This window comes from Streptomyces sp. NPDC059373, from assembly GCF_042751495.1.
In the GTDB taxonomy this organism is placed as follows: Bacteria; Actinomycetota; Actinomycetes; order Streptomycetales; family Streptomycetaceae; genus Actinacidiphila.
The window spans coordinates 400425-423018 of record NZ_JBHYXC010000002.1 but is presented as its reverse complement, the minus strand read 5'-3'; the positions used below and the strand labels follow the sequence as shown (position 1 = coordinate 423018).

The 22594-nt window shown below is 68.9% G+C and carries 17 protein-coding genes; 11 read left to right on the top strand and 6 right to left on the bottom strand.

Going from position 1 to position 22594, the window contains the following annotated elements; genetic code table 11:
* Positions 1–27 precede the first annotated feature (27 nt).
* Positions 28–1479, bottom strand: a complete 1452-nt coding sequence (locus ACFXJ5_RS06145) for a glycosyltransferase family 87 protein (protein WP_384627509.1) — start codon at positions 1477–1479, stop codon at positions 28–30.
* A 141-nt stretch (positions 1480–1620) separates the two neighbouring features.
* Complete coding sequence (locus ACFXJ5_RS06140; RefSeq protein WP_384627508.1) at positions 1621–4185, bottom strand: transglycosylase domain-containing protein; 2565 nt, start codon at positions 4183–4185, stop codon at positions 1621–1623.
* Between the two features lie 362 nt (positions 4186–4547).
* On the opposite strand from ACFXJ5_RS06140, the gene ACFXJ5_RS06135 reads away from it, so the two are divergent.
* The 4 genes from ACFXJ5_RS06135 to ACFXJ5_RS06120 all read left to right on the top strand — a co-directional run bounded on the left by ACFXJ5_RS06135 (position 4548) and on the right by ACFXJ5_RS06120 (position 8376).
* Positions 4548–5177, top strand: a complete 630-nt coding sequence (locus ACFXJ5_RS06135; RefSeq protein WP_384627506.1) for a PadR family transcriptional regulator — start codon at positions 4548–4550, stop codon at positions 5175–5177.
* A 29-nt stretch (positions 5178–5206) separates the two neighbouring features.
* Positions 5207–6289 (top strand): inositol-3-phosphate synthase, encoded by a 1083-nt coding sequence (locus ACFXJ5_RS06130; RefSeq protein ID WP_384627503.1) that lies wholly within the window; start codon positions 5207–5209, stop codon positions 6287–6289.
* A gap of 223 nt (positions 6290–6512) precedes the next feature.
* Complete coding sequence (locus tag ACFXJ5_RS06125; protein WP_384628337.1) at positions 6513–7838, top strand: MFS transporter; 1326 nt, start codon at positions 6513–6515, stop codon at positions 7836–7838.
* A 46-nt stretch (positions 7839–7884) separates the two neighbouring features.
* Positions 7885–8376 carry an LppU/SCO3897 family protein gene (locus tag ACFXJ5_RS06120; RefSeq protein ID WP_384627500.1) on the top strand — a complete coding sequence of 164 codons (492 nt, stop codon included), beginning with the start codon at positions 7885–7887 and terminating at the stop codon, positions 8374–8376.
* A gap of 130 nt (positions 8377–8506) precedes the next feature.
* Here the strand turns inward: ACFXJ5_RS06120 and ACFXJ5_RS06115 are convergent, their stop codons facing one another.
* A complete protein-coding gene (locus tag ACFXJ5_RS06115; RefSeq protein ID WP_384627497.1) occupies positions 8507–9925 on the bottom strand; it encodes a CCA tRNA nucleotidyltransferase in 1419 nt (472 codons plus the stop codon).
* A gap of 153 nt (positions 9926–10078) precedes the next feature.
* Between ACFXJ5_RS06115 and ACFXJ5_RS06110 the strand changes: the two genes are divergently transcribed.
* The 7 genes from ACFXJ5_RS06110 to trxA all read left to right on the top strand — a co-directional run bounded on the left by ACFXJ5_RS06110 (position 10079) and on the right by trxA (position 19421).
* Positions 10079–12391: a DUF6049 family protein gene (locus ACFXJ5_RS06110; protein ID WP_384628334.1), complete on the top strand. Its 2313-nt coding sequence runs from the start codon at positions 10079–10081 to the stop codon at positions 12389–12391.
* 105 nt (positions 12392–12496) lie between these two features.
* On the top strand, positions 12497–14509 hold the full coding sequence (gene murJ, locus ACFXJ5_RS06105) for a murein biosynthesis integral membrane protein MurJ (protein WP_384627494.1): 2013 nt from the start codon (positions 12497–12499) through the stop codon (positions 14507–14509).
* Between the two features lie 117 nt (positions 14510–14626).
* Complete coding sequence (locus ACFXJ5_RS06100) at positions 14627–16384, top strand: protein kinase family protein (protein ID WP_384627492.1); 1758 nt, start codon at positions 14627–14629, stop codon at positions 16382–16384.
* An 18-nt stretch (positions 16385–16402) separates the two neighbouring features.
* On the top strand, positions 16403–17107 hold the full coding sequence (gene sigM, locus ACFXJ5_RS06095) for an RNA polymerase sigma factor SigM (RefSeq protein WP_384627489.1): 705 nt from the start codon (positions 16403–16405) through the stop codon (positions 17105–17107).
* The gene (locus ACFXJ5_RS06090; RefSeq protein WP_384627487.1) at positions 17104–17970 is read left to right on the top strand and encodes an anti-sigma factor family protein; all 867 of its coding nucleotides are present in this window, start codon (positions 17104–17106) and stop codon (positions 17968–17970) included. The genes sigM and ACFXJ5_RS06090 overlap by 4 nt, the downstream gene beginning before the upstream one ends.
* A 106-nt stretch (positions 17971–18076) precedes the next feature.
* Complete coding sequence (gene trxB, locus ACFXJ5_RS06085; RefSeq protein ID WP_384627484.1) at positions 18077–19060, top strand: thioredoxin-disulfide reductase; 984 nt, start codon at positions 18077–18079, stop codon at positions 19058–19060.
* 31 nt (positions 19061–19091) lie between these two features.
* Positions 19092–19421 (top strand): thioredoxin, encoded by a 330-nt coding sequence (gene trxA / locus ACFXJ5_RS06080; RefSeq protein ID WP_384627482.1) that lies wholly within the window; start codon positions 19092–19094, stop codon positions 19419–19421.
* A 61-nt stretch (positions 19422–19482) separates the two neighbouring features.
* On the opposite strand, the gene ACFXJ5_RS06075 is transcribed toward trxA, so the two are convergent.
* The 3 genes from ACFXJ5_RS06075 to ACFXJ5_RS06065 all read right to left on the bottom strand — a co-directional run bounded on the left by ACFXJ5_RS06075 (position 19483) and on the right by ACFXJ5_RS06065 (position 22590).
* Positions 19483–20100, bottom strand: a complete 618-nt coding sequence (locus ACFXJ5_RS06075) for a GNAT family N-acetyltransferase (protein WP_384627479.1) — start codon at positions 20098–20100, stop codon at positions 19483–19485.
* A gap of 295 nt (positions 20101–20395) precedes the next feature.
* Complete coding sequence (locus ACFXJ5_RS06070; protein WP_384627476.1) at positions 20396–21517, bottom strand: ParB/RepB/Spo0J family partition protein; 1122 nt, start codon at positions 21515–21517, stop codon at positions 20396–20398.
* Positions 21514–22590, bottom strand: a complete 1077-nt coding sequence (locus tag ACFXJ5_RS06065) for a ParA family protein (protein WP_384627475.1) — start codon at positions 22588–22590, stop codon at positions 21514–21516. The genes ACFXJ5_RS06070 and ACFXJ5_RS06065 overlap by 4 nt, the downstream gene beginning before the upstream one ends.
* Positions 22591–22594 lie beyond the last annotated feature (4 nt).

The following is a 22594-nucleotide window of genomic DNA, read 5'->3' as shown; positions in this document are numbered from 1 at the left end:
CCCTCCTCTGCTTTCTCCCGGCTGAGCTCAGGGCGCCCCGGGCCCGCTCACGTAGTGCGTCGCCGCATGCCGCCCCTCACGCCGCCTGCCCAGTACGAACACGTCCTCCGCCCCGTCCAGCACGCCCCCCGAGGGGTCGTCGGCGCCGTCGCCGCGCACCGGATCCTGCTCCGGGAAGAGCACGTCGCGCACGACGACTGCGCACAGGTACAGCGTGCCCAGCAGATGCACCGCGATCGCCACGTGATAGCCGTCCTGGGGCAGGCCCTTGTTGTTGCCGCCGCTCGTATAGGCGAGGTACATCCAGATGCCGAGGAAGTACGCGACCTCGGCCGCCTGCCAGATCAGGAAGTCACGCCAGCGCGGCCGCGCCAGGGCGGCCAGCGGGACGAGCCAGAGGACGTACTGCGGCGAGTACACCTTGTTGGTGAGGATGAAGGCCGCGATGACGAGGAAGGCGAGCTGCGCGAAACGCGGCCGGCGCGGGGCGTACAGCGAGAGCGCGGCGATGCCGGCGCACAGCAGCAGCATCAGGGCGGTCGCGTACGAATTGGCGCCGCTGATCGTCTTGCCGGTCTGCTGCGAGATGATCAGCCAGACCGAGCCGTAGTCGACGCCCCGCTCCTGGCTGAAGGTGTAGAACTTCTCCCAGCCCTTGGTCGCGAACACCATCACCGGCAAATTGACCACCAGCCACGCCCCCACCGCGCCGCCGAATGCCGCCCCCCAGGCCCGCATCCGCCCGGCGCGCAGGCACAGCAGCAACAGCGGCCCCAGCAGCAGCACCGGATAGAGCTTGGCTGCGGTGGCCAGGCCGATGAGGATGCCCGCGGCGAGCGGGCGGCTGCGGGACCAGAACATCATTCCCGCCGCCGTCAGGGCGACCGCGAAGAGGTCCCAGTTGATGGTGGCGGTCAGCGCGAAAGCGGGCGCGAAGGCGACCAGCAGCGCGTCCCAGGGGCGCCGGCGGTTGGTGCGGGCGACGCACACGGCGATCACGACGGTGCAGACGAGCAGCATGCCCGCGTTGACCATCCAGTAGATCTGCTCGCGGTTCTGGATGGTGCCGCTGTGCGGGGTCAGCCAGGACGCGACCTCCATGAAGAGGCCGGTCAGGACCGGGTACTCCAGGTATCCCATGCCCCCGGAGACGGCGTCGGGGATGTGGTTGAAGTACGGGACCAGGTCGTCGGCGAAGCCGCGCCCGTAGTACAGGTGCGGGATGTCGGAGTAGCAGGCATGGGCGTACTGCGCGTTCGCGCCGTAGAACCAGCCGCTGTCGTAACAGGGGATCTTCTGCACCATCCCCAGCGCAAACATCCCGATCGCCACGATCACGATCACCCGCAGCGGATTCCACCACGAGTGCCTCCCGATGGCCGCCCATCGCCCCAGCGGACCCCCGATGACCTCACTCCCGGCCCGGGCCACCGGATCCTCCGCCGTCGGCGGCACGGTCTCTTCGCGCACACTCGTCATGGCGACATCCTGCCCTACGCAGCTGAGTGAGGGCTGTCGCGGCCTCCACTCCGCTCTCCTTCTCTTCCCGATCCGCCCGGAACGGCCGTGGCCGTGGAGAGCGGGTGCTCTCCACGGCCACGGTGGGGGCCCGGTGCGGCGCTAACCGCCGGTGCCGCCACTGTTGAAGAGTCCGCCGTTGCCGTTCCCGTTACTGCTGCTGCTGGAGCTCGCGGTACCGGTCGGCGACGCCGATCCCGTGCTTCCACCGCCGCAGGTCACGTCCCACTTGCTGCAGGTCGACGTGACCGTCGGGGTGGGCGAGCTCGACGCGGTCGGTGTGTCGGACGCAGTCACGGTCGGGCTCGCCGACGGAGTGATCGTCACCGACGGGGTCGGGGACGGGGCACCGGACTCGTTCTGGACCTTGCCGATCTTGGTGGCGGCGGGGAAGGGCACGTCGGACGCGTTCTTCATGATGGTCTGCATGTAGTCGGTCCAGATCGCGGTGGGGATGTCACCACCGTGGATGGACGCGACACCCGCCGTTCCGTTCATGGAGATCAAGCCGGGCTTCTTCTCGTTCTCACGGAACATCGCGATCGAGGTCGAGAGCTTCGGGGTGTACCCCACGAACCAGGCCGACTTGTTGCTGTCGGTGGTACCGGTCTTGCCGGCCGCCGTCAGCCCGAGCGCCTTCGCCTTCGTCGCCGTACCGTTCTGGATCACGTTCTCCAGCGTGTCGGTGACGTTGTTGGCGACGTTGGCCTCGATCTTCTGGGTGGCCTTGCCCGTGGGCTTGGTGAAGCTGGGCACGTCGGTGCCGTTCCGGATGACCGATGTCACCGAGTACGGATCGGCCTGCTTGCCCGAGGCGGCGAAGGTTCCGTAGGCGTCGGCCATACGGATCGCGCTCGGGGTGGAGGTACCGATCGAGAACGAGGCGTTGAGGGCCTCGAAGCCGTTGTTGATGCCGGCGTTCTCGGCCATCTTCTGCACGTTGCTCAGCCCGACGTCCTCACCGAGCTGGACGAACGGCGTGTTGATGGACTGCTCCATCGCCTTGCGCAGGGTGATGTAGCCCCAGCGGTAGTTGCTCTCATTCTCCTGGTAGAAGACCGAGTTGTCCTTGTTCAGGACGTAGCTGCCGTCGGGTTGCTTGACCTTCAGGTGATCGTTGCCGTTGTACTTGCTCAACGGGTTCACGGGCACGTTGGGGTTGTTGACCGTCCCGTACTGCATGGCGGCGGCGAGGACGAAGGGCTTCCAGGTCGAACCGACCGGCACACTGGTGGTGTTGGCGTTGTTCGTGAAGTGGTTGTTCTCGTAGCCGGTGCCGCCGTAGATCGCGACGATCTTGCCGTCGCCCGGCACGATGGAGGCGCCGCCGAACTGGACGTACTTGTCCTTCTCGCGCGTCTTGGGGTCGATCCGAGCCTTCTTGACCTTCTCCACGGCCCTCTGCAGGGCGTCGACCTTCTTCTTGTTGAAGGTCGTGTGGATCTGGTAGCCGCCCTGGTCGAGCTGCGCCTGTGTGATCTTGGAATGCTGAATCACGTAGTTCTTGGCGGTGTCGACGAGGTAGCTGACCTGGCCGGTCATACCGGCGGTCGCCTTCAGCCCGTCGGGCATCGGGTACGTCTTGGTGGCCGTCTCGTACTCGGCCTGGGTCAGGTAGTGCTGGGTGAGTTCCGCTTCGAGGGTTGTCTTCCAGCGGGACTCGGAGCGCGCCCTGTTCGCCGCCGGGGTCGCGGCGGAGTCGATGCTGGTGTTGCCCACCGGGTCGTAGTATGTCGGGCCCTTCAGCAGGGCTGCCAGGAAGGCGCACTGACTCGGGGTGAGCTTCTCGGCGTCCACGCCGTAGTACGTCTGGGCGGCGGCCTGGATGCCGTACGCCCCACGGCCGTAGTACGAGGTGTTGAGGTAGCCCTCGAGGATCTCGTCCGGCGTCTTCTCGGCGCGGAGCTTTATCGCGATGAACAGTTCCTTGAACTTACGGGTGACCGTCTGCGACTGGTCGGCCAGCAGGGCGTTCTTCACGTACTGCTGCGTGATGGTGGAACCGCCCTGCGTGTCACCGCCCTTCGCCATGTTGAGCAGTGCACGGGCGATACCCATGGGGTCGACGCCGGAGTCGGTCCTGAACGTCTTGTTCTCGGCCGCGATGACCGCGTTCTGCATGGCCTTGGGGATCTTGTCGATGGTCACGATCTGCCGGTTGTCACCACTGCCGGACGTGGCCATCTGGGTACCGTCGTCCCAGAAGTAGACGTTCCTCTGCGAGGTGGCCGCCACGTTCACATTGGGCACGCTCACCATGGCGTACCCGATGCCGGCCACCGCGATGATGCTGCCGAAGAACGTGAGGCACATCCCCGTGACGAGCTTCCAGGACGGGCTCCAGCGGCGCCAGCCCTGCTTGCCCCAGCGGGGGTAGTCGACGACGCGCCACTTCGAGCGCGGCTTGCCGGTTGCGGGCCCCGAGGCGTTGGCCGCGCGGCGCCTGCCGCCCTGCTGGGCACGGCGGGCGGCGGCCCGGCCCTGGTACGGAGCCTGCGGCTCAGTGGGGGCCGGACCGGAGCCCCGGCCGTGGCCGGAGTCGTACGACTGCGATCGGGGCGCAGGCCGCCGGCCGCTGGGCTGCGGAGGCTGCTGCTGCGCGCCGCGCCGGGCGGCTGCGCGGCCGCCGCCGGGCGACTGCGGCGGCTTGCGACGGTGCTCGCTCATGGACTGCTAACTCCTAGGACAGGCGGCATCGCACCTGAAGGCGGCAAGGATTCCCGGTCCCCCCGGAGTGCGACCGTATCCCCCGACGGCCGCACCGCACCAAGGAACAGGACGCTCACTTGCGTCACTCGGTTCCCAGTGCTCTGCATGGCGAACAGAGTACGCAGGGTCAAAACACGCACCGGGTCAGCGTTCATCACATAACGGACGGTTGAAACCGTAGAGATTTGGCTATGTGACGCCGCTCACTGTGGGTCGCCTTGCCGCGCCCGTGAGGCCCCTCTATCGTCAGGATGTATCGAGTCGATACATCAAGGCGAGATAAGTGGCGACGAGAACCTGAGGACGAGGAGGATGCGGGCATGAGCAAGCGCGCCGGCATCCTTGAGTTCGCTGTCCTCGGCCTGGTGCGCGAATCCCCGATGCATGGTTACGAGCTGCGCAAGCGGCTCAACACCTCGCTCGGTGTGTTCCGCGCGTTCAGTTACGGCAGCCTCTATCCCTGCTTGAAGACGCTGGTCGCCCAGGGCTATCTGGTCGAGGAGACCGGCCCTGAGATCGATCCGCTCGCCGCGCCGCTCGCCGGCCGCCGGGCGAAGATCGTCTACCGGCTGACAGCCGCGGGCAAGGAGCACTTCGAAGAGCTCCTCGCCCACTCCGGCCCCGACGCGTGGGAGGACGAGCACTTCGCGGCTCGTTTCGCCTTCTTCGGCCAGACGTCACGTGACGTACGGATGCGTGTCCTCGAAGGGCGGCGCAGCCGCCTGGAGGAGCGCCTGGAGAAGATGCGCGCGTCCCTCGCGCGTACCCGCGAGCGGCTCGACGACTACACGCTCGAGCTGCAGCGGCACGGCATGGAGTCGGTGGAGCGCGAGGTCCGCTGGCTGAACGAGCTGATCGAGACCGAGCGAGCCGGGCGGACACAACCGCCGTCCGGATCCGACACAGATGAAGAAGGCGGCGCAACCGGCCCTAGCCGGGGAACCGCATGACGATTTCACTGATTACACAAGGAGCAACCGTGGGTTCGGTTCGCGTAGCCATCGTTGGCGTGGGCAACTGCGCCGCGTCGCTGGTGCAGGGTGTCGAGTACTACAAGGACGCCGACCCGAACGGCCGCGTGCCTGGCCTCATGCACGTGCAGTTCGGCGATTACCACGTGCGTGACGTCGAGTTCGTGGCCGCTTTCGATGTCGACGCGAAGAAGGTCGGCCTCGACCTTGCGGACGCCATCGGCGCCAGCGAGAACAACACCATCAAGATCTGCGACGTGCCGCAGACCGGCGTGACCGTGCAGCGCGGCCACACGCTCGACGGCCTGGGCAAGTACTACCGCGAGACCATCGAGGAGTCCGCCGAGCAGCCGGCCGACATCGTCTCCGTCCTGCGGGAGAAGCAGGTCGACGTCCTGGTCTGCTACCTGCCCGTCGGTTCCGAGAACGCCGCGAAGTTCTACGCGCAGGCCGCCATCGACGCCAAGGTTGCCTTCGTCAACGCGCTGCCGGTCTTCATCGCCGGCACCAAGGAGTGGGCGGACAAGTTCACCGAGGCGGGCGTGCCGATCGTCGGCGACGACATCAAGTCGCAGGTCGGCGCCACCATCACGCACCGCGTGCTCACCAAGCTCTTCGAGGACCGCGGTGTCGTCGTCGAGCGGACCATGCAGCTGAACGTCGGCGGCAACATGGACTTCAAGAACATGCTCGAGCGCGAGCGCCTGGAGTCCAAGAAGATCTCCAAGACGCAGGCCGTCACCTCGCAGATCCCCGACCGCGACCTGGGCGCCAAGAACGTCCACATCGGCCCGTCGGACTACGTGCAGTGGCTCGACGACCGCAAGTGGGCGTACGTCCGCCTCGAGGGCCGCGCCTTCGGTGACGTCCCGCTGAGCCTGGAGTACAAGCTCGAGGTCTGGGACTCCCCGAACTCCGCCGGTGTCATCATCGACGCCGTGCGCGCCGCGAAGATCGCCAAGGACCGCGGTATCGGCGGCCCGATCCTGTCGGCGTCCTCGTACTTCATGAAGTCCCCGCCGGTCCAGTACTTCGACGACGAGGCCCGCGACAACGTCGAGAAGTTCATCCGCGGCGAGGTCGAGCGCTGAGCCGTCCGGCCATCAGCGTCACGACGCACACCGTCAGGCCCCCGGGTGCTCCGCCCGGGGGCCTGTGCGATTCCATTTCTCAACGCCGCCCGCGCACTGCCCGGCCCCAGGGGCCTCCGTCCGTCGTGCCGGGGCCGCCTGAGCCGCCGCGACGCGTGCCGCCAGGGCGGGGTGCTGCACTCGGCGGCCTGTGCGTCATGTGAGGCTGTGCCGTATGGGTGGCGTGGGTGTGGTGCGGGACCTCCGGGTGCTGCTGCGGTTGCGGAACTTCCGGCGGTTGCTGCTGGTGCGGCTGCTCTCCCAGTTGTCCGACGGCGTTTTCCAGGTGGCGCTGGCGACGTACGTGGTCTTTTCGCCGGAGAAGCAGACCTCGCCGGCCGCGATCGCCTCCGCGATGGCCGTGCTGCTGCTTCCGTACTCCGTGCTCGGGCCCTTCACCGGGGTGCTGCTCGACCGGTGGCGGCGGCGCCAGGTGCTGCTGTACTGCAATCTGCTGCGCGCGGTGCTCTCGGCCGGGACGGCGGTGCTGATGCTGCTGCACGTCCCGGACTGGCTGTTCTATCTCTCCGCCCTGTCGGTCACGGCGGTCAACCGCTTTGTGCTGGCCGGGCTTTCGGCGGCGCTACCGCGCGTCGTGGACGGCCAGGAACGCCTCGTCATGGCCAACTCGGTCTCCCCGACGGCCGGTACGCTCGCGGCCACCGCGGGCGGCGGACTCGCCTTCCTGGTGCACCTCGGCCTCACCAAGGGCGCCGGGGCGGATGCGGTGGTGGTGCTGCTCGGCGCACTGATCTACCTGTGCGCGGGGCTGGCCGCGCTGCTGATGCCGCCGGACCTGCTGGGGCCCGACGCCTCCCGCGTACGGCCCGGGCTGCGTACGGCGGTGGCGCACACCGCGCGGGGGCTCGCCGACGGGCTGCGGCACCTGCGGATGCGGCCCACCGCCGCCCGGACGATGGCCGCGATGACGGTGATGCGCTTCTGCTACGGCGGCCTGACGGTCACCCTGCTGATGCTGTGTCGGTACGCCTGGTCCGATCCGCGCCCCTCCGGCTCGGCCCCGAATCCGGACGGCGGCCTGGCGCTGCTGGGGCTCGCGGTGGCGGTCTCGGGCGCGGGATTCTTCGCCGCCGCGGTGGTCACCCCCTGGGCCACGGCGCGGTTCGGCACCTCCGGCTGGGTCGCGGTGTGCGCGGGCGCGGCGGCGGTGCTGCTGCTCGTGCTGGGCCTGCCGTTCGAGCCGGCGCCGATGCTGGCGGCCGCCTTCCTCCTCGGCTGCGCCACCCAGGGCGCGAAGATCGCCACCGACACCGTCGTCCAGTCCTCGGTCGACGACGCCTACCGCGGGCGCATCTTCTCCCTCTACGACGTCCTGTTCAACGTGGCCTACGTCGGCGCCGCCGCGGTCTCCGTGCTGATGCTGCCGCCTGACGGCCGTTCAGCGCTTCTCCTGGTCGTACTGGCCGCCCTCTACGCGCTGGTGGCCCTCGGCATCGTCTGGGGCACGGACGAGGGCCACGACTGGCTCCGTGTCAGCGCTCCCCGATAACGTACGTGGCTTCGTTCGCGAACCGATCGCCAACGAGGGGAACTTTGTGTCGTATCCGCCGCCGCCACAGGGTGGTTATCCGCAGCAGCCGCAGCAGCCGTATCCGCCACAGGGTGGCTACGCCTATCCGCCGCAGCAACAGCAGTGGGGAGCGCCCGCACCCGGAGGACCGACACCTCCGGCGCCGACCCCGCCACGGAGCGATGACAGCAACGATCTGCTGAAGAACCTGATCAAGGTCGTCGGCCTGCTCGCGGTCGTCGGGGTCATCTGGGCGGGTGCCTCATGGCTGAGCGCGGATGACGCCAAGAACGCCGTGTACGGCGACTGCATGCACAACAGCGGCACGACGAACGCTCCCGACATGAACATCGTGGACTGCAACTCCTCGGAGGCGCAGTTCAAAGTGACGGGCGTACACAAGAACACCGGCCTCCTGTCGGTCTGTGACGACCAGCACACCGCGTACAAGGAGACCTCCGGCACGCGGCACAAGAAGCGCACCGTCGTCCTCTGCATGACGGAGCTGAAGAAGTAGCCCTCGGCTCCCCCGCGCGGATGTTTCACGTGAAACATCCGGGCTTCGGGCAGTGGCACCCCTCAGCGACAGGGGGTCGTGTTTCACGTGAAACACGACCCCCTGTCCGCAAGATCCCCTACGTGAGGCCCTATCGGCCCTGCGTGGCCCACCAGTCCTTGAGTGCCGCCACGGCCTCGTCCTCACTCATCGGCCCGTTCTCCAGCCGCAGTTCCAGCATGTGCTGGTAGGCCTTGCCGATCACCGGGCCCGGGCCGACGCCCAGGATCTCCATGATCTGGTTGCCGTCGAGGTCCGGGCGGATCGCGTCCAGCTCCTCCCGCTCCTTGAGCTCGGCGATCCGCGCCTCGAGCTCGTCGTACGTGCGCGAGAGTGCCGCGGCCTTGCGTTTGTTGCGGGTCGTGCAGTCCGAGCGGGTCAGCTTGTGCAGCCGGTCGAGCAGCGGCCCCGCGTCGCGGACGTACCGCCGCACCGCCGAGTCGGTCCACTCGCCGGCACCGTAGCCGTGGAACCGCAGATGCAGCTCCACCAGGCGGGAGACGTCCTTCACGATGTCGTTCGGGTACTTGAGCTTGGTCATCCGGGCCTTGGTCATCTTCGCGCCGACCACCTCGTGGTGGTGGAAGGAGACCCGCCCGTCGGACTCGAAGCGTCGCGTCCTCGGCTTGCCGATGTCGTGCAGCAGTGCGGCGAGCCGCAGCACGAGGTCCGGGCCGTCCGTCTCCAGGTCGATGGCCTGCTCCAGGACGGTCAGGCTGTGCTCGTAGACGTCCTTGTGGCGGTGATGCTCATCGCTCTCCAGCCGCAGCGCGGACAGCTCGGGCAGCACCCGGTCGGCGAGGCCGGTGTCCACCAGTAGCCGCAACCCCTTGCGCGGGTGCTCGGACAGGACCAGCTTGTTCAGCTCGTCCCGCACCCGCTCGGCCGAGACGATCTCGATCCGGTCCGCCATCGCCGTCATCGCGGCGACCACCTCCGGCGCCACCTCGAAATCCAGCTGCGCGGCGAAACGCGCGGCCCGCATCATCCGCAGCGGGTCGTCCGAGAACGACGACTCCGGAGTGCCCGGGGTCCGCAGTACGCGCTGCGCGAGGTCGTCGAGTCCGCCGTAAGGGTCCACGAACTCGATGCCGGGCAGGGCGACGGCCATGGCGTTGACCGTGAAGTCACGGCGGACCAGGTCCTCCTCGATGGTGTCGCCGTAGGAGACCTCCGGCTTGCGCGAGGTGCGGTCGTACGCCTCGGAGCGGTACGTCGTCACCTCGATCTGGTAGCCCTCCTTGCGGCACCCGACCGTGCCGAAGGCGATACCGACCTCCCAGACCGAGTCCGCCCAGGGGCGGATGATCTTCAGGACCTGCTCGGGCCTGGCGTCGGTCGTGAAATCGAGGTCATTGCCGAGCCTGCCGAGCAGCGTGTCGCGGACCGAGCCGCCGACAAGGGCGAGCTTGAATCCGGCGTCCTGGAAGCGGCGACCGAGGTCTTCGGCCACCGGCGCGACCTTATGGGCGGTCCGCAGGGTCTGGGGGGCGTTGTTGGCATTCGGCACAACAGAAAAGGGTACGTGGCCCGGCGCCCCGCGGCTCACAGGTTTCCACGCGCCCACCCCCGGCCCGGCTGCCGATCTTGTAAGGCGGTCCCCAGCACTTTGACTCAGCGAGCATCGTTACCATGCCAGGACGCACATCCGGTGATGAAGACGATGACGACGAGGGACGGCCAACGCGTGGGCGAGGCGGTACAGCACCCCGGGAGACCACAGGCCCGCTCGCGGCGGGTGCGGCGGATGGCCGCCCTGCTCGCCGGGGCGTCGCTTTTCGCCGGGCTCCTGCAGGCCCAGGCGGCCCCGGCAGCCTACGCGGCCACCGGGAGCGACACCCGGAGTGTCGACGTGTCCGTCGACTCACTCACCCCCACCGTGCCCGCCAAGGGCGACACGGTGACCGTGTCGGGCACCGTCACCAACGAGGGCAAGCAGACGGTCAGCGACGCCCACGTCGGCCTGCGCGTCGCTCCCGGCGGCCCACTGACCAGTCGCAGCGCCATCACCACCGCCGCGTCCCGTACCAGTTATGTAACAAGCGACGGCTACGAACTCGCCTCCCGCACGACGGCCGTGCCGGACCTCCCGGCCGGCGTCACCCGCTCCTTCACCCTGAAGGTTCCGGTCAGCGCGCTCGGGCTCGGCACGGACGGCGTGTACCAGCTCGGTGTCTCCCTCACCGGTCAGGTCCCCGGCGTCGGCTACGCCCAGATCCTCGGCATCGAGCGGACCTTCCTGCCCTGGTACGCGAACGGCGGCGCCAAGAGCACCCAGTACACCTTCCTGTGGCCGCTGATCGACCGCCCGCACCTGACCGTACGCAGCGAGAGCGACGACCAGCAGAGCCCGATCTTCCTCAACGACGACCTCGCCAAGGACCTGGCCCCCGGCGGCCGGCTGCAGCAGATGGTGGCGCTGGGCAAGGACCTCCCGGTGACCTGGGTGATCGACCCCGACCTGCTCGCGACCGTCGACGCCATGACGAAGAAGTACCAGGTCGCAGGCGACAACGGTGACCTGAAGAACACCAGGACCGGCACCGGCACCGACGACGCCAAGCAGTGGCTCAAGGACCTGAAGGCCGCGGTGGGCAAGCGCGAGGTCGTGGCGCTGCCCTTCTCCGACCCGGACATCGCCTCCATCGCCCACCACGGCAGGAACGTGTCCGGCACCCTGAGCAATCTCAAGACCGCCACCGACCTGTCGACCAACACCGTCGAGACCGTCCTGGGCATCACGCCCACGACCGACACCGTGTGGCCGGTGGACGGCGCTGTCGACTCCTCCATCATCGACGTCGCCACCGCGGCGGGCGCCGACAAGATCATCGCGCGCAGCGACAGCCTCCGCGAGTCCGCCACTCTCAGCTACACGCCCACCGCCGCCCGGCCCCTCGGCGGCGGCACCACGGCTCTGGTCGCCGACTCCCTGCTGTCCAAGGCCTTCCAGGGCGACATGATCAAGGCCGCGAACGAGACCCTCGCAGTCGAGAAGTTCGTCTCCCAGACCCTGATGATCACCCTGCAGGCGCCGGAGAAGAAGCGCAGCATCCTCGTCGCCCCGCAGCGCATGCCCACCGCCTCCCAGGCCCAGGCCATGGCACGGGCCATCACCACTGTCACGCAGAGCGGCTGGGCCCAGTCGGCCACCTTCGCCACCGCTGCCAAGGCGACCCCCGACCCGGGCGCCAGCCGCACCGTGCCCAGCCGCTCGGCCTACCCCGCGAGCCTGAGCAAACAGGAAATGGGCACCAAGGCCTTCCAGACCATCCAGTCCGTCCAGAGCCGCCTCAACGGCTTCGTGGTCATCCTCAGCCGCAAGGACCGGGTCAGCGTCCCCTTCGGGACCGCGCTGCTGCGCTCCATGTCCACCCAGTGGCGTGGCGACGCGAAGGGCTCCAAGAATTTCCGGAACGCCATCGGCGACTACCTCTCGGAGCTCACGGGGCTCGTCCACATCCTCGACAAGGGCGGCCAGCTCACCCTCTCCGGACGCAGCGCGACCATCCCGGTCACCGTCAAGAACGAGCTCGGCCAGACCGTGACCGGCCTCGAACTGCGCCTCACCTCGGCCCAGGACAACAGCCTCGACATCGGCGCCCCCCAGGCGGTCACCGTCGAGGGCGGCCACACCCGCTCCCTGAAGTTCGACGCCAACGCCAAGCGCAACGGCCAGACCACGGTCATCGCCCAGCTCTACACCAAGGACGGCACGCCCTACGGCGACAGCATGACCTTCCAGGTGAATGTCACCTCCATCACCTCCACGGTCATGCTGGTCATCGCGGGCGGCCTCCTGCTCCTCGTCCTCGCGGGCGTTCGCATGTACCGCCAGCGGAAGCGTACAGCCGCCGCCGATGCCGCCGAAAGCGACGACGGCGGCGACGACGGCAGTCCCGAATCCGAGAATCCGCACGACCCGGCACCCGAGAACGGCAGTCCGCGCACCAGCAATCCCGCGCACATTCAATAAGGTGGGCGAGTGGTACCGCAGTCCCCCCGGGGGTGACCCCCCGGAACCCCAGCCGAAAGACAGGTCCGCCGGGCATCCCGGAGCGACATGGCGAGGAGAGCGTGAGTGAACGCGCCGTACGACGGTGACCGCAGCCGGGCTGCGGGGGACGCCTTCCCGCAGCAGCCCGAGCAGCGTCCCGCCGCGCCCGACCCGTACCTGCAGGACACCTACGCCCGCGATCCGTACCAGGGGCAGGACCCGACCACCCAGGACCCGGTCGGCGAGGCGCTCTACGACCGCGCCGCGCACCCGCCCTACCCGCCGTACGAGCAGCCGCAGCCGCAGTACGTCGGCGTCGACGAGCTGGTCTCTCACGCCGCGTACGACGACCAGGCCGAGCCCGACCCGTACGAGCACCTCTTCCGCGACCAGCCGCAGCCGCCGGCCCCGCCGGAGCCCCAGCAGGAACCGGAGCCCGCCGCCGCGCCCAAGGCCGGCGGCCGGGCGGGCAGCATCCTGAAGTCAAGCGCCGTCATGGCCGCCGGCACGCTCGTCTCCCGGCTCACCGGCTTCGTCCGCAACCTGGTGGTCACCGCCGCGATCGGTGCCGCCACCCTCGCCGACGGCTACACCGTCGCCATCACCCTGCCGACGATGATCTACATCCTGGTCGGCGGCGGCGCCATCAACGCGGTCTTCGTCCCGCAGCTCGTACGTTCCATGAAGAACGACGAGGACGGCGGCCTCGCGTACGCCAACCGGCTGCTCACGCTGGTGATCTGCGGCATGGGTGCGGTGGTCGGGCTCATGGTGATCGGCGCACCGCTGCTGGTCCGCATGATGGCCAGCAAGTTCGCGCAGGACCCGGCGCAGTTCGACGTCGCGGTCACCCTGACCCGCTACTGCCTGCCCACGATCTTCTTCATGGGCCTGCACGTGGTCATGGGTCAGATCCTCAACGCCCGCGGCCGCTTCGGCGCGATGATGTGGACCCCGGTCCTCAACAACATCGTCATCATCTTCACGTTCGCCTCGTTCCTCTGGGTCTTCGGCACCTACCGCACGACCCACATGAACGCCACGACGATCACCCCCGAGGGTGTCCGGCTACTCGGCATCGGCACCCTCCTCGGCCTCGTCGTCCAGTCCCTGGCGATGCTCCCCTACCTCCGCGACGCCGGCTTCAAGTTCCGGCCGCGCTTCGACTGGCGCGGCCACGGACTCGGTCACGCCGCCAAGCTCGCCAAGTGGACGTTCCTGTTCGTGCTGGCCAACCAGCTCGGCCTGATCGTCGTCACGCAGCTCGCGACCTGGGCGGGCAGCACCGCAGACGCCCAGGGCCATGACGGCGCGGGAATCGCGGCCTATACGAACGCCCTGCTGATCTGGCAGATGCCTCAGGCCATCATCACGGTCTCGGTGATGACCGCGGTGCTGCCACGGATCTCCCGCGCCGCCGCCGACGGCGACGCCGCCGCCGTACGCGACGACATCTCCTACGGCCTGCGCACCTCGGCCGTGGCCATCGTCCCGGCCTCCTTCGCCTTCCTCGCCCTCGGCATCCCGCTGTGCGAGCTGATGTTCCCCGGCGCGGGCCACGAGGCCGCCCAGAACATGGGCTTCATCCTGATGGCCTTCGGCCTCGGCCTGATCCCCTACTCCATCCAGTACGTCGTCCTGCGTGGCTTCTACGCGTACGAGGACACCCGCACCCCCTTCTACAACACGGTCATCGTCGCCGCAGTGAACGCCACCGCCTCCGCGATCTGCTTCGTGGTGCTCCCGGCCCGCTGGGCCGTGGTCGGAATGGGCGCCTCGTACGGGCTGGCGTACGTGATCGGTGTGGGCGTCGCCGTCAAGCGGCTGCGCAAGCGCCTCGGCGGGGACCTCGACGGCAAACGCGTCGTACGGACCTACACCCGGCTCATCGGCGCCAGCGTCCCGGCCGCCCTGGTGGCCGCGGTCGTCGGCTACGGCGTGACTCGAACCCTCGGAAACGGGGTACCCGCTGCTCTACTCGCGGTTGTCGCCGGCGGACTCGCGCTGATCGGCGTCTTCTTCGTGGCGGCGAAACGCATGCGAATCGAGGAGATGACGGCCATGGTCGGTATGGTTCGCGGTCGGCTGGGACGCTGACGGCCCGAATGCAACCATCGCGGCTCGCCGCGTGTCGTGCATAGCGGCCGACTGTTGGCACAATTGTCCTTGGCTGTGTTGTCAGATCTTGCAACGGATGGGGAGGCAGGAACGACGGTGGCGGAACGGAGCACGGCTGCCGTCGGAGTGGCCAATGAGAGCGGCGACACCCAGCCGCTCGCCGCCCAAGCGGACAGTGCCACTGCCGACGATGCGACGGACCGGGGCGAGGAGAACGACGCGCCGCAGCAGACCATCCCCGAGGAGACAGCGGAGACAGCGGAACTACCCGACTCCAAGCCTGAGAAGAGCGCGCAGAGCTCGGAGCCGCCGGAGCTCCACAGCGGCCACAAGCTCGCCAGGCGTTACCGCCTGGAGGAGTGCCTCACCCGTATCGACGGCTTCAGCAGCTGGAGAGCGGTCGACGAGAAGCTGCGTCGCGCCGTCGGGATCCACATCCTGCCCGCCGACCACAGCCGAGCCCGGCCAGTGCTCGCCGCCGCGCGCTCGGCAGCGCTGCTCGGTGACCCGCGCTTCGTTCAGGTCCTCGACGCCGTCGAGGAGAACGACCTCGTCTACGTCATCCATGAATGGCTGCCCGACGCCACCGACCTGACCGCGATCCTCGCCGCAGGGCCGCAGGAGGCGCACGACTGCTACCAGATGGCCAGTCAGGTCGCCCAGGCGATGGCCGCCGCCCACCGCGAGGGGCTGTCGCACCTGCAGCTCAGCCCGGACTGCGTACTGCGGACCGAGTCCGGCCAGTACCGCATCCGGGGCCTGGCCGTCGCGGCGGCACTGCACGGCGTGAGCTCCGACCGCCCGCAGCGCGAGGACACCGAGGCCATCGGTGCCCTGCTGTACGCATCACTGACCCAGCGCTGGCCGTACCCCGAGGACCAGTACGGGCTCACCGGGCTCCCCAAGGACGTCGGTCTGGTCGCCCCCGACCAGGTACGGGCGCGGGTGCACCGCGGGCTGTCCGAGGTCTCGATGCGCGCCCTGGTCAACGACGGCGCGACCGCCTCCCGTGAACTCCAGCCCTGCGCCACGCCGGAGGAGCTGGCCAAGGCGATCGCCACACTCCCGAAGATCCGGCCCCCGGAGACCGCTCGGCCCCCGGGATCGCCCTACCAGCGCACCACCTACCAACAGGGCGCCTACCGCCAACCCCCAGCCCGCCAAATCCCCCCCGGCCCACCCACCGCCCCCCTGTCCGGCGGCCCTCCCCCCGCCCTCCCCGGCGGCCGCACCGGCAAGGCCCTCAAATGGGCCGTCTCCAGCCTCCTCATCGCCGCCCTGGGCCTGGGCAGCTGGCAGCTCGCGGACACGCTCATGAACCGCCAGAGCCCCCAGGACAACACCTCTGCGGGCGCATCTCCTTCGGCCAGTGACAGCGGTGGCACGTCGGGCGGAACCGGCACCTCGGGCAAGCGCATCGTCATCTCCGGCGCCAAGGACTTCGACCCCGAGGGCCAGGACGGGGAGAACCCCGACAGCGTCAGCAAGGCCTACGACGGCGATGCGGCCACGTACTGGGAGACCAGCTGGTACAACAGCGCAGACTTCGGCAATCTCAAGTCGGGCGTCGGCCTCATCCTCGATCTGGGCAAGTCCCAGCGCGTTGGATCGGTGAAGGTCAACTTCATAGGGGACACCACTTCGGTTGAGCTGCGGGCCGCGTCCAGCAGCTCCTCCATGCCAACCAGCCTGAGTGACTACTCGAAGGTGGCGTCGGGGACCGGAACCACGGTGACCCTCAAGCCGGACAAGACCCTGAAGGCGCGGTACGTTCTGGTCTGGCTGACCAATCTGCCCCAGACCAACGACGGCCACTACCGCGGCCGGATCTCCGAGATCAACGTCACGAGCTGAAGCAGAACGGGGGAGCGCGTGGCAGAAGCCGGCACGGGCGGGGAGGTCAGCGACAGCGATCTCCTCGCCCGTCATGTCGCGGGGGACCCGGATGCCTTCGGTGAGCTCGTGCGACGCCACCGCGACCGGCTGTGGGCGGTGGCCCTGCGGACGCTGGGGGACCGGGAGGAGGCCGCGGACGCCGTGCAGGACGCGCTTGTCTCGGCCTTCCGGGCCGCGCACACCTTCAGGGGACAGTCCGCGGTGACGACGTGGCTGCATCGAATAACCGTCAACGCCTGTCTGGACCGTGCCCGCAAGGCCGCCTCCCGCCGGACCTCGTCGGTGGTCGACGAGAAGCAGTTCGAGGACCTCCTCGAACCCCATGAGTCCGCCGAGGCACCCGCCGAGCGGGGCGAGCTGCACCGCGAGTTGCTGCACGCCCTCTCCACGCTGCCGCCCGAGCAGCGGGCCGCTCTCGTCCTGGTCGACATGCAGGGCTATCCGGTCGCCGAGGCCGCCGCCGTCCTGGATGTGCCCGCCGGCACCGTGAAGAGCAGATGCGCGCGTGGCCGCGCGAGACTCCTGCCGCTCCTCACTCATCTGCGCGCCGACACCGGGGGTAGTGGCGAGGCGGGCGGGGGAAGGAACCGGACGGAGAGAACTTCCGTCCCAGAGACGGGGACCGGACCGGCGCACGGGCCAGAGCGCGGCATCACGAAGGACGGAGGTGGAAACCAGTGACTTCCACGACCGGCAGGACCGGCACCGGCACCGAAGAGCACCCCGAGGTCGCGGAGATTTCCGCCCTCGCCGAAGGCATTCTCCCGCCGGACCGCTCCACCGACGTACGCGGGCACCTCGACACGTGCCCTCTCTGCGCCGACGTACGGGCCTCTCTGGACGAGATCCGCGATCTCCTCGGTACCCTTCCCGGCCCGCCCCGGATGCCCGCGGACATCGCCGGGCGGATCGACGCGGCACTCGCCGCGGAGGCACTCCTCGACGCTTCACCGATCCCTGTTTCACGTGAAACAGCAGCGAGCGATGTTTCACGTGAAACAACGACCGCCGCCGACCGTCCGAGCGGCCATTCCCCCGCACCCAGCGGCCCGGGCCGACCGCGAAGCCGTCGCCGTCGCTGGGTCAAGGGAGCCCTCGTCACCGCCTCCGCGGCCGCGGTTCTTGGCCTCGGCGGGCTTCTCACCCACTCCCTCACCGCCGGCTCCGGGGCTTCCAGTAGCAGCGACGCGGCCGTCAGCGACTCCGCGGGCGCGTCCCAGCAGAGCCTGCAGGCCCATGTGCACCAACTGCTGGCCACCGCCGGAGCCTCCGCGCACGTCGAGGGCGGCGCCGGCACAGGCAACGGCCCGATGGTGAAAAGCTCCGGAAGCCTTCCGGCCTGCGTGACGGAGGGCATCGGCCGCTCCGGGACACCGCTCGCATTCGACCGTGCCACCTACGAGGGCGCCGACTCCTACCTCGTCGTCTACCCCAACGCAGGCAACGCAGCCGAGGTCGACGCCTACCTGGTCGACGCCTCCTGCGTCGCCGTCACGCCGGGCAAGCCGGGCACGGTTCTGAGCAAGGACACGTACGCGCGATAGTGGCGGCGGGGTGACGGGAATGCCGGGCCCGTAGGATCCGTTAGGCGGGATGGACACAGTCCCCCGCCAGGGTCCAGAGAAGTCGGCAGAGACGAGGAAGAAACCCGTGACGACCGTCCGCAACGTCATCATCATCGGATCCGGGCCGGCGGGCTACACGGCCGCGCTCTACACCGCCCGCGCGTCCCTGAAGCCGCTCGTCTTCGAAGGCGCTGTCACGGCCGGTGGCGCGCTGATGAACACGACCGACGTCGAGAACTTCCCTGGCTTCCGCGAGGGCATCATGGGCCCCGACCTGATGGACAACATGCGCGCCCAGGCCGAGCGCTTCGGCGCCGAGCTGATCCCCGACGACGTGGTCGAGGTCGACCTGACCGGCGACATCAAGACCGTCACCGACTCGGCGGGCACGGTGCACCAGGCGAAGACGGTCATCGTCACGACCGGTTCCCAGCACCGCAAGCTGGGCCTGCCGCGCGAGGACGAGCTGTCCGGCCGTGGCGTGTCCTGGTGTGCGACCTGTGACGGCTTCTTCTTCAAGGAGCACAACATCGCCGTCATCGGCGGCGGCGACACAGCGCTGGAAGAGGCGACCTTCCTCTCCCGCTTCGCCACCTCCGTGACCGTCGTGCACCGCCGCGACACGCTGCGCGCCTCGAAGGCGATGCAGGAGCGCGCCTTCGCCGACCCGAAGATCAAGTTCGTCTGGGACAGCGAGGTCGCCGAGATCCACGGCGACAACAAGCTCTCCGGTCTGACCCTGCGCAACACCAAGACCGGCGAGACCTCCGAGCTGCCCGTCACCGGACTGTTCATCGCCATCGGCCACGACCCGCGCACCGACCTCTTCAAGGGCACCCTGGACCTGGACCACGAGGGCTACCTCAAGGTCGAGGCCCCCAGCACCCGCACCAACATCCCCGGTGTCTTCGCCGCGGGCGACGTGGTGGACCACACCTACCGCCAGGCGATCACGGCAGCCGGCACCGGCTGCTCCGCCGCTCTGGACGCCGAGCGCTACCTGGCCGCCCTGAGCGACGCCGAGGCCGAGCAGACCCGCGAGCCCGAGAAGACCGCTGCTGCGGTCTGAAGTCCCCAACAAGAACACTGAGGAGAACGCAGTGGCCGGCAACACCAAGATCGTGACCGACGCGACCTTCAACGACGAGGTACTGAACAGCGACAAGCCCGTCCTCGTCGACTTCTGGGCCGAGTGGTGCGGCCCGTGCCGCCAGATCGCTCCGTCGCTGGAGGCCATCGCCGCCGAGCACGCCGAGCAGATCACCATCGTCAAGCTGAACATCGACGAGAACCCGGTCACCGCCGCCAAGTACGGTGTGATGTCCATCCCGACCCTCAACGTCTACAAGGGCGGCGAGGTCGTGAAGACCATCGTCGGTGCCAAGCCGAAGGCCGCCATCGAGCGCGACCTGTCGGACTTCATCGGCTGACGTTTCACGTGAAACGGGCCCGCTCCTTCCGGAGCGGGCCCGTTCGCGTTCTCGGAAGGCGTCACAAGGGCCGTAGCACCGGCTCCTTCTGGACGGCCCCCAACAGCCGGTCGATGGCCATCTCGACGTCCTCCTTCCAGGAGATCGTCGTACGCAGCTCCAGCCGCAGCCGGGGGAAGCGGGGATGCGGGCGGACCGTCTTGAAGCCCACCGCGAGCAGATGGTCGGCGGGCAGCACGCACCCGGGCTCCTCCCACCGCGCATCACCGAAGGCCTCGACCGCCTTGACGCCCCGGCGGACCAGATCCTTGGCGACCGTCTGCACCAGCACCCGCCCCAGCCCCTGGCCCTGGTAACCCGGCATGATGCGGGCCGTCATGAGCTGCACGGCGTCAGGGGAGACCGGGCTCGTGGGGAAGGCCAGGGAACGCGGCACGTAAGCCGGAGGCGCGTAGAGGACGAAGCCCGCCGGGACGTCGTCGACATAGACGACGCGCCCGCACGATCCCCACTCCAGAAGGACGGCGGAGATCCACGCCTCCTTCTCCAGCTCCGGCTTGCCGGTCTGGACCGCCGCCTCGCCGCTTACCGGGTCGAGCTCCCAGAAGACACAGGAGTGGCAGCGCTTGGGGAGGTCCGGGAGGTTGTCCAGCGTGAGCGGAACGAGCCGACGCCCCATGTGGTCAGACCCTCGTTTCTGTCGTGGACCCAACTGCCGACGAAGCCGCCCACGGCCCCGAGGCCAAGCCCCGCCGCCACCAGTGCCGCCGTCTGCCACTCGTGCTCCACCCCGCTGTGCCGCACGGACTGCATGGGCTCGCCTCCCCGGAGGTGCCGCTCCATCTTCTACGCATCGTATCCGCGATGGGACAAGTCCGACACCGGCGGCATGCAAAGAGCACAGCAAAGAGATCAGAACGAGGGGCGGGCCGGACCCCCCGAGAGTCCGGCCCGCCCAACCGCACAAGGGGGACTCACTCGTCGTCTTCGTCCGTACCGTCCGTCAGCGTGCGCTCGAGCACCTTGCCCTCGCCGGGCGCGATGGTGCCGAGGATGCGCTCCAGATCCTCTATCGATGCGAACTCCACGACGATCTTTCCGCGCTTCTGGCCCAGGTCGACCTTCACCCGGGTGTCGAAGCGGTCGGACAGCCGCAGCGCGAGATCGGTCAGCGCCGGCGACACCCGCCGGCCGGCCCGTGGCCCTGCGGTCTTCCTGACGGCCTTCGGCTCGGCGTTCATCAGGTGCACGATCTCCTCGACCGCACGCACCGACAGCCCCTCGGCCACAATCCGGCTGGCGAGCCGGTCCTGGTCCTCGACCTCCTCCAGGGCCAGCAGCGAGCGCGCGTGGCCCGCCGACAGAACTCCGGCGGCCACCCGCCGCTGCACGGGCCCGGAGAGCTTGAGGAGTCGCAGGGTGTTGGAGACCTGGGAGCGGGAGCGGCCGATGCGGTCGGCGAGCTGCTCATGGGTGCAGGAGAAGTCCTGCAGCAACTGGTCGTAGGCGGCGGCCTCTTCCAGCGGGTTCAGCTGGGCGCGGTGCAGGTTCTCCAGGAGGGCGTCCAGGAGCAACTTCTCGTCGTCGGTGGCCCGGACGATCGCGGGGATCTTCTCCAGACCGGCCTCACGGCAAGCCCTCCACCGGCGCTCGCCCATGATGAGCTCATAGCGGTCGGCTCCGGTCTGGCGCACCACGACCGGCTGCAGCAGACCGACCTCCTGGATGGAGGTGACGAGTTCGGCGAGCGCGTCCTCGTCGAAGACCTCGCGCGGCTGGCGCGGGTTCGGCGTGATGGAGTCCAGCGGCAGCTCGGCGAAGTACGCCCCTGCCACCTCCGCCGGGGCCTGCTCGGCTGCGGACTCGGTCTCGCGCATCACCGGCATGGTCGCCGCCGGCGCCTCGGTGTGCCCGTTACGCCCCGCAAGCCCGGCCACCTTGGCCGCGGCAACTCCTCGCTCGGCGGTGAGGACCGGTACCGCGGACGGCGCGGCGGCTGCGGCCACAGCCGCGGCGGCGGACTTGTCCGCCCCCGACGGTGCGGCCGGAATCAGCGCGCCGAGACCGCGGCCTAGTCCTCTGCGTCGCTCACTCACTGGATCCCCTCCGACATGCTGTGCTCGTTCTTGCTGTGCTCATTATTGAACTGTTTGAACTCGGAGCTGCCCGGGATGCCGCGCAGCGCCATCTCCCGCGCCGCCTCGAGATAGGACAGCGCTCCGCTGGATCCCGGATCGTACGTCAGCACGGTCTGGCCGTAGCTGGGCGCCTCCGAGATACGGACCGAGCGCGGGATGCTGGTGCGCAGCACCTCCTCGGCGAAGTGGGTGCGTACCTCGTCCGCCACCTGGGACGCCAGCCGGGTCCGGCCGTCGTACATGGTCAGCAGGATGGTGGAGACGTGAAGCTTGGGGTTCAGGTGGCCACGGACCAGCTCGACATTCCTCAGCAGCTGCCCGAGGCCCTCCAGGGCGTAGTACTCGCACTGGATCGGGATGAGCACCTCGGCGCCCGCCACCAGGGCGTTGACCGTCAGCAGGCCGAGTGAGGGCGGGCAGTCGATGAGGATGTAGTCCAGCGGCTGCTCATAAGCCTGGAGGGCGCGCTCCAGCCTGCTTTCCCGGGCCACCAGGGACACCAGCTCGATCTCGGCGCCGGCCAGGTCGATGGTGGCGGGGGCACAGAACAGCCCCTCGACATCGGGGACCGGCTGGACGACCTCGGAGAGCGGCTTGCTCTCCACCAGGACGTCATAGATCGACGGCACCTCGGAGTGGTGGTCGATGCCCAGGGCCGTGGAGGCGTTGCCCTGGGGGTCCAGGTCGACGACAAGCACGCGGGCCCCGTGCAGGGCCAGCGAGGCTGCCATATTGACCGTGGTGGTGGTCTTGCCGACCCCGCCCTTCTGGTTGGCGACGACGATCACCCTGGTCTCGGCGGGCCGGGGGAGCCCCTCGCCGGCCCGGCCCAGTGCCTCGACCGCCAACTGGGCGGCACGGCCGATGGGGGTGTCGTCCATCGGGGGCGGTGTTTCACGTGAAACATCCTCCCCATACGACTCGGTGCGGGGACCGGGGACCGGATCGGCCATCGGTCCCGCGATGTTGGCGTCGGACCGCAAGGATTCACTCTCCTCGACTACAAGCTCGCAATGAAGAGAGCCTGCCATGCTT

Coding starts and splice junctions, on each gene's coding strand:
- ACFXJ5_RS06145 (WP_384627509.1), bottom strand. CDS start 1,479: ATGACGAGTGTGCGCGAAGAGACCGTGCCGCCGACGGCGGAGGATCCG.
- ACFXJ5_RS06140 (WP_384627508.1), bottom strand. CDS start 4,185: ATGAGCGAGCACCGTCGCAAGCCGCCGCAGTCGCCCGGCGGCGGCCGC.
- ACFXJ5_RS06135 (WP_384627506.1), top strand. CDS start 4,548: ATGAGCAAGCGCGCCGGCATCCTTGAGTTCGCTGTCCTCGGCCTGGTG.
- ACFXJ5_RS06110 (WP_384628334.1), top strand. CDS start 10,079: ATGACGACGAGGGACGGCCAACGCGTGGGCGAGGCGGTACAGCACCCC.
- ACFXJ5_RS06075 (WP_384627479.1), bottom strand. CDS start 20,100: ATGGGGCGTCGGCTCGTTCCGCTCACGCTGGACAACCTCCCGGACCTC.
- ACFXJ5_RS06065 (WP_384627475.1), bottom strand. CDS start 22,590: ATGGCAGGCTCTCTTCATTGCGAGCTTGTAGTCGAGGAGAGTGAATCC.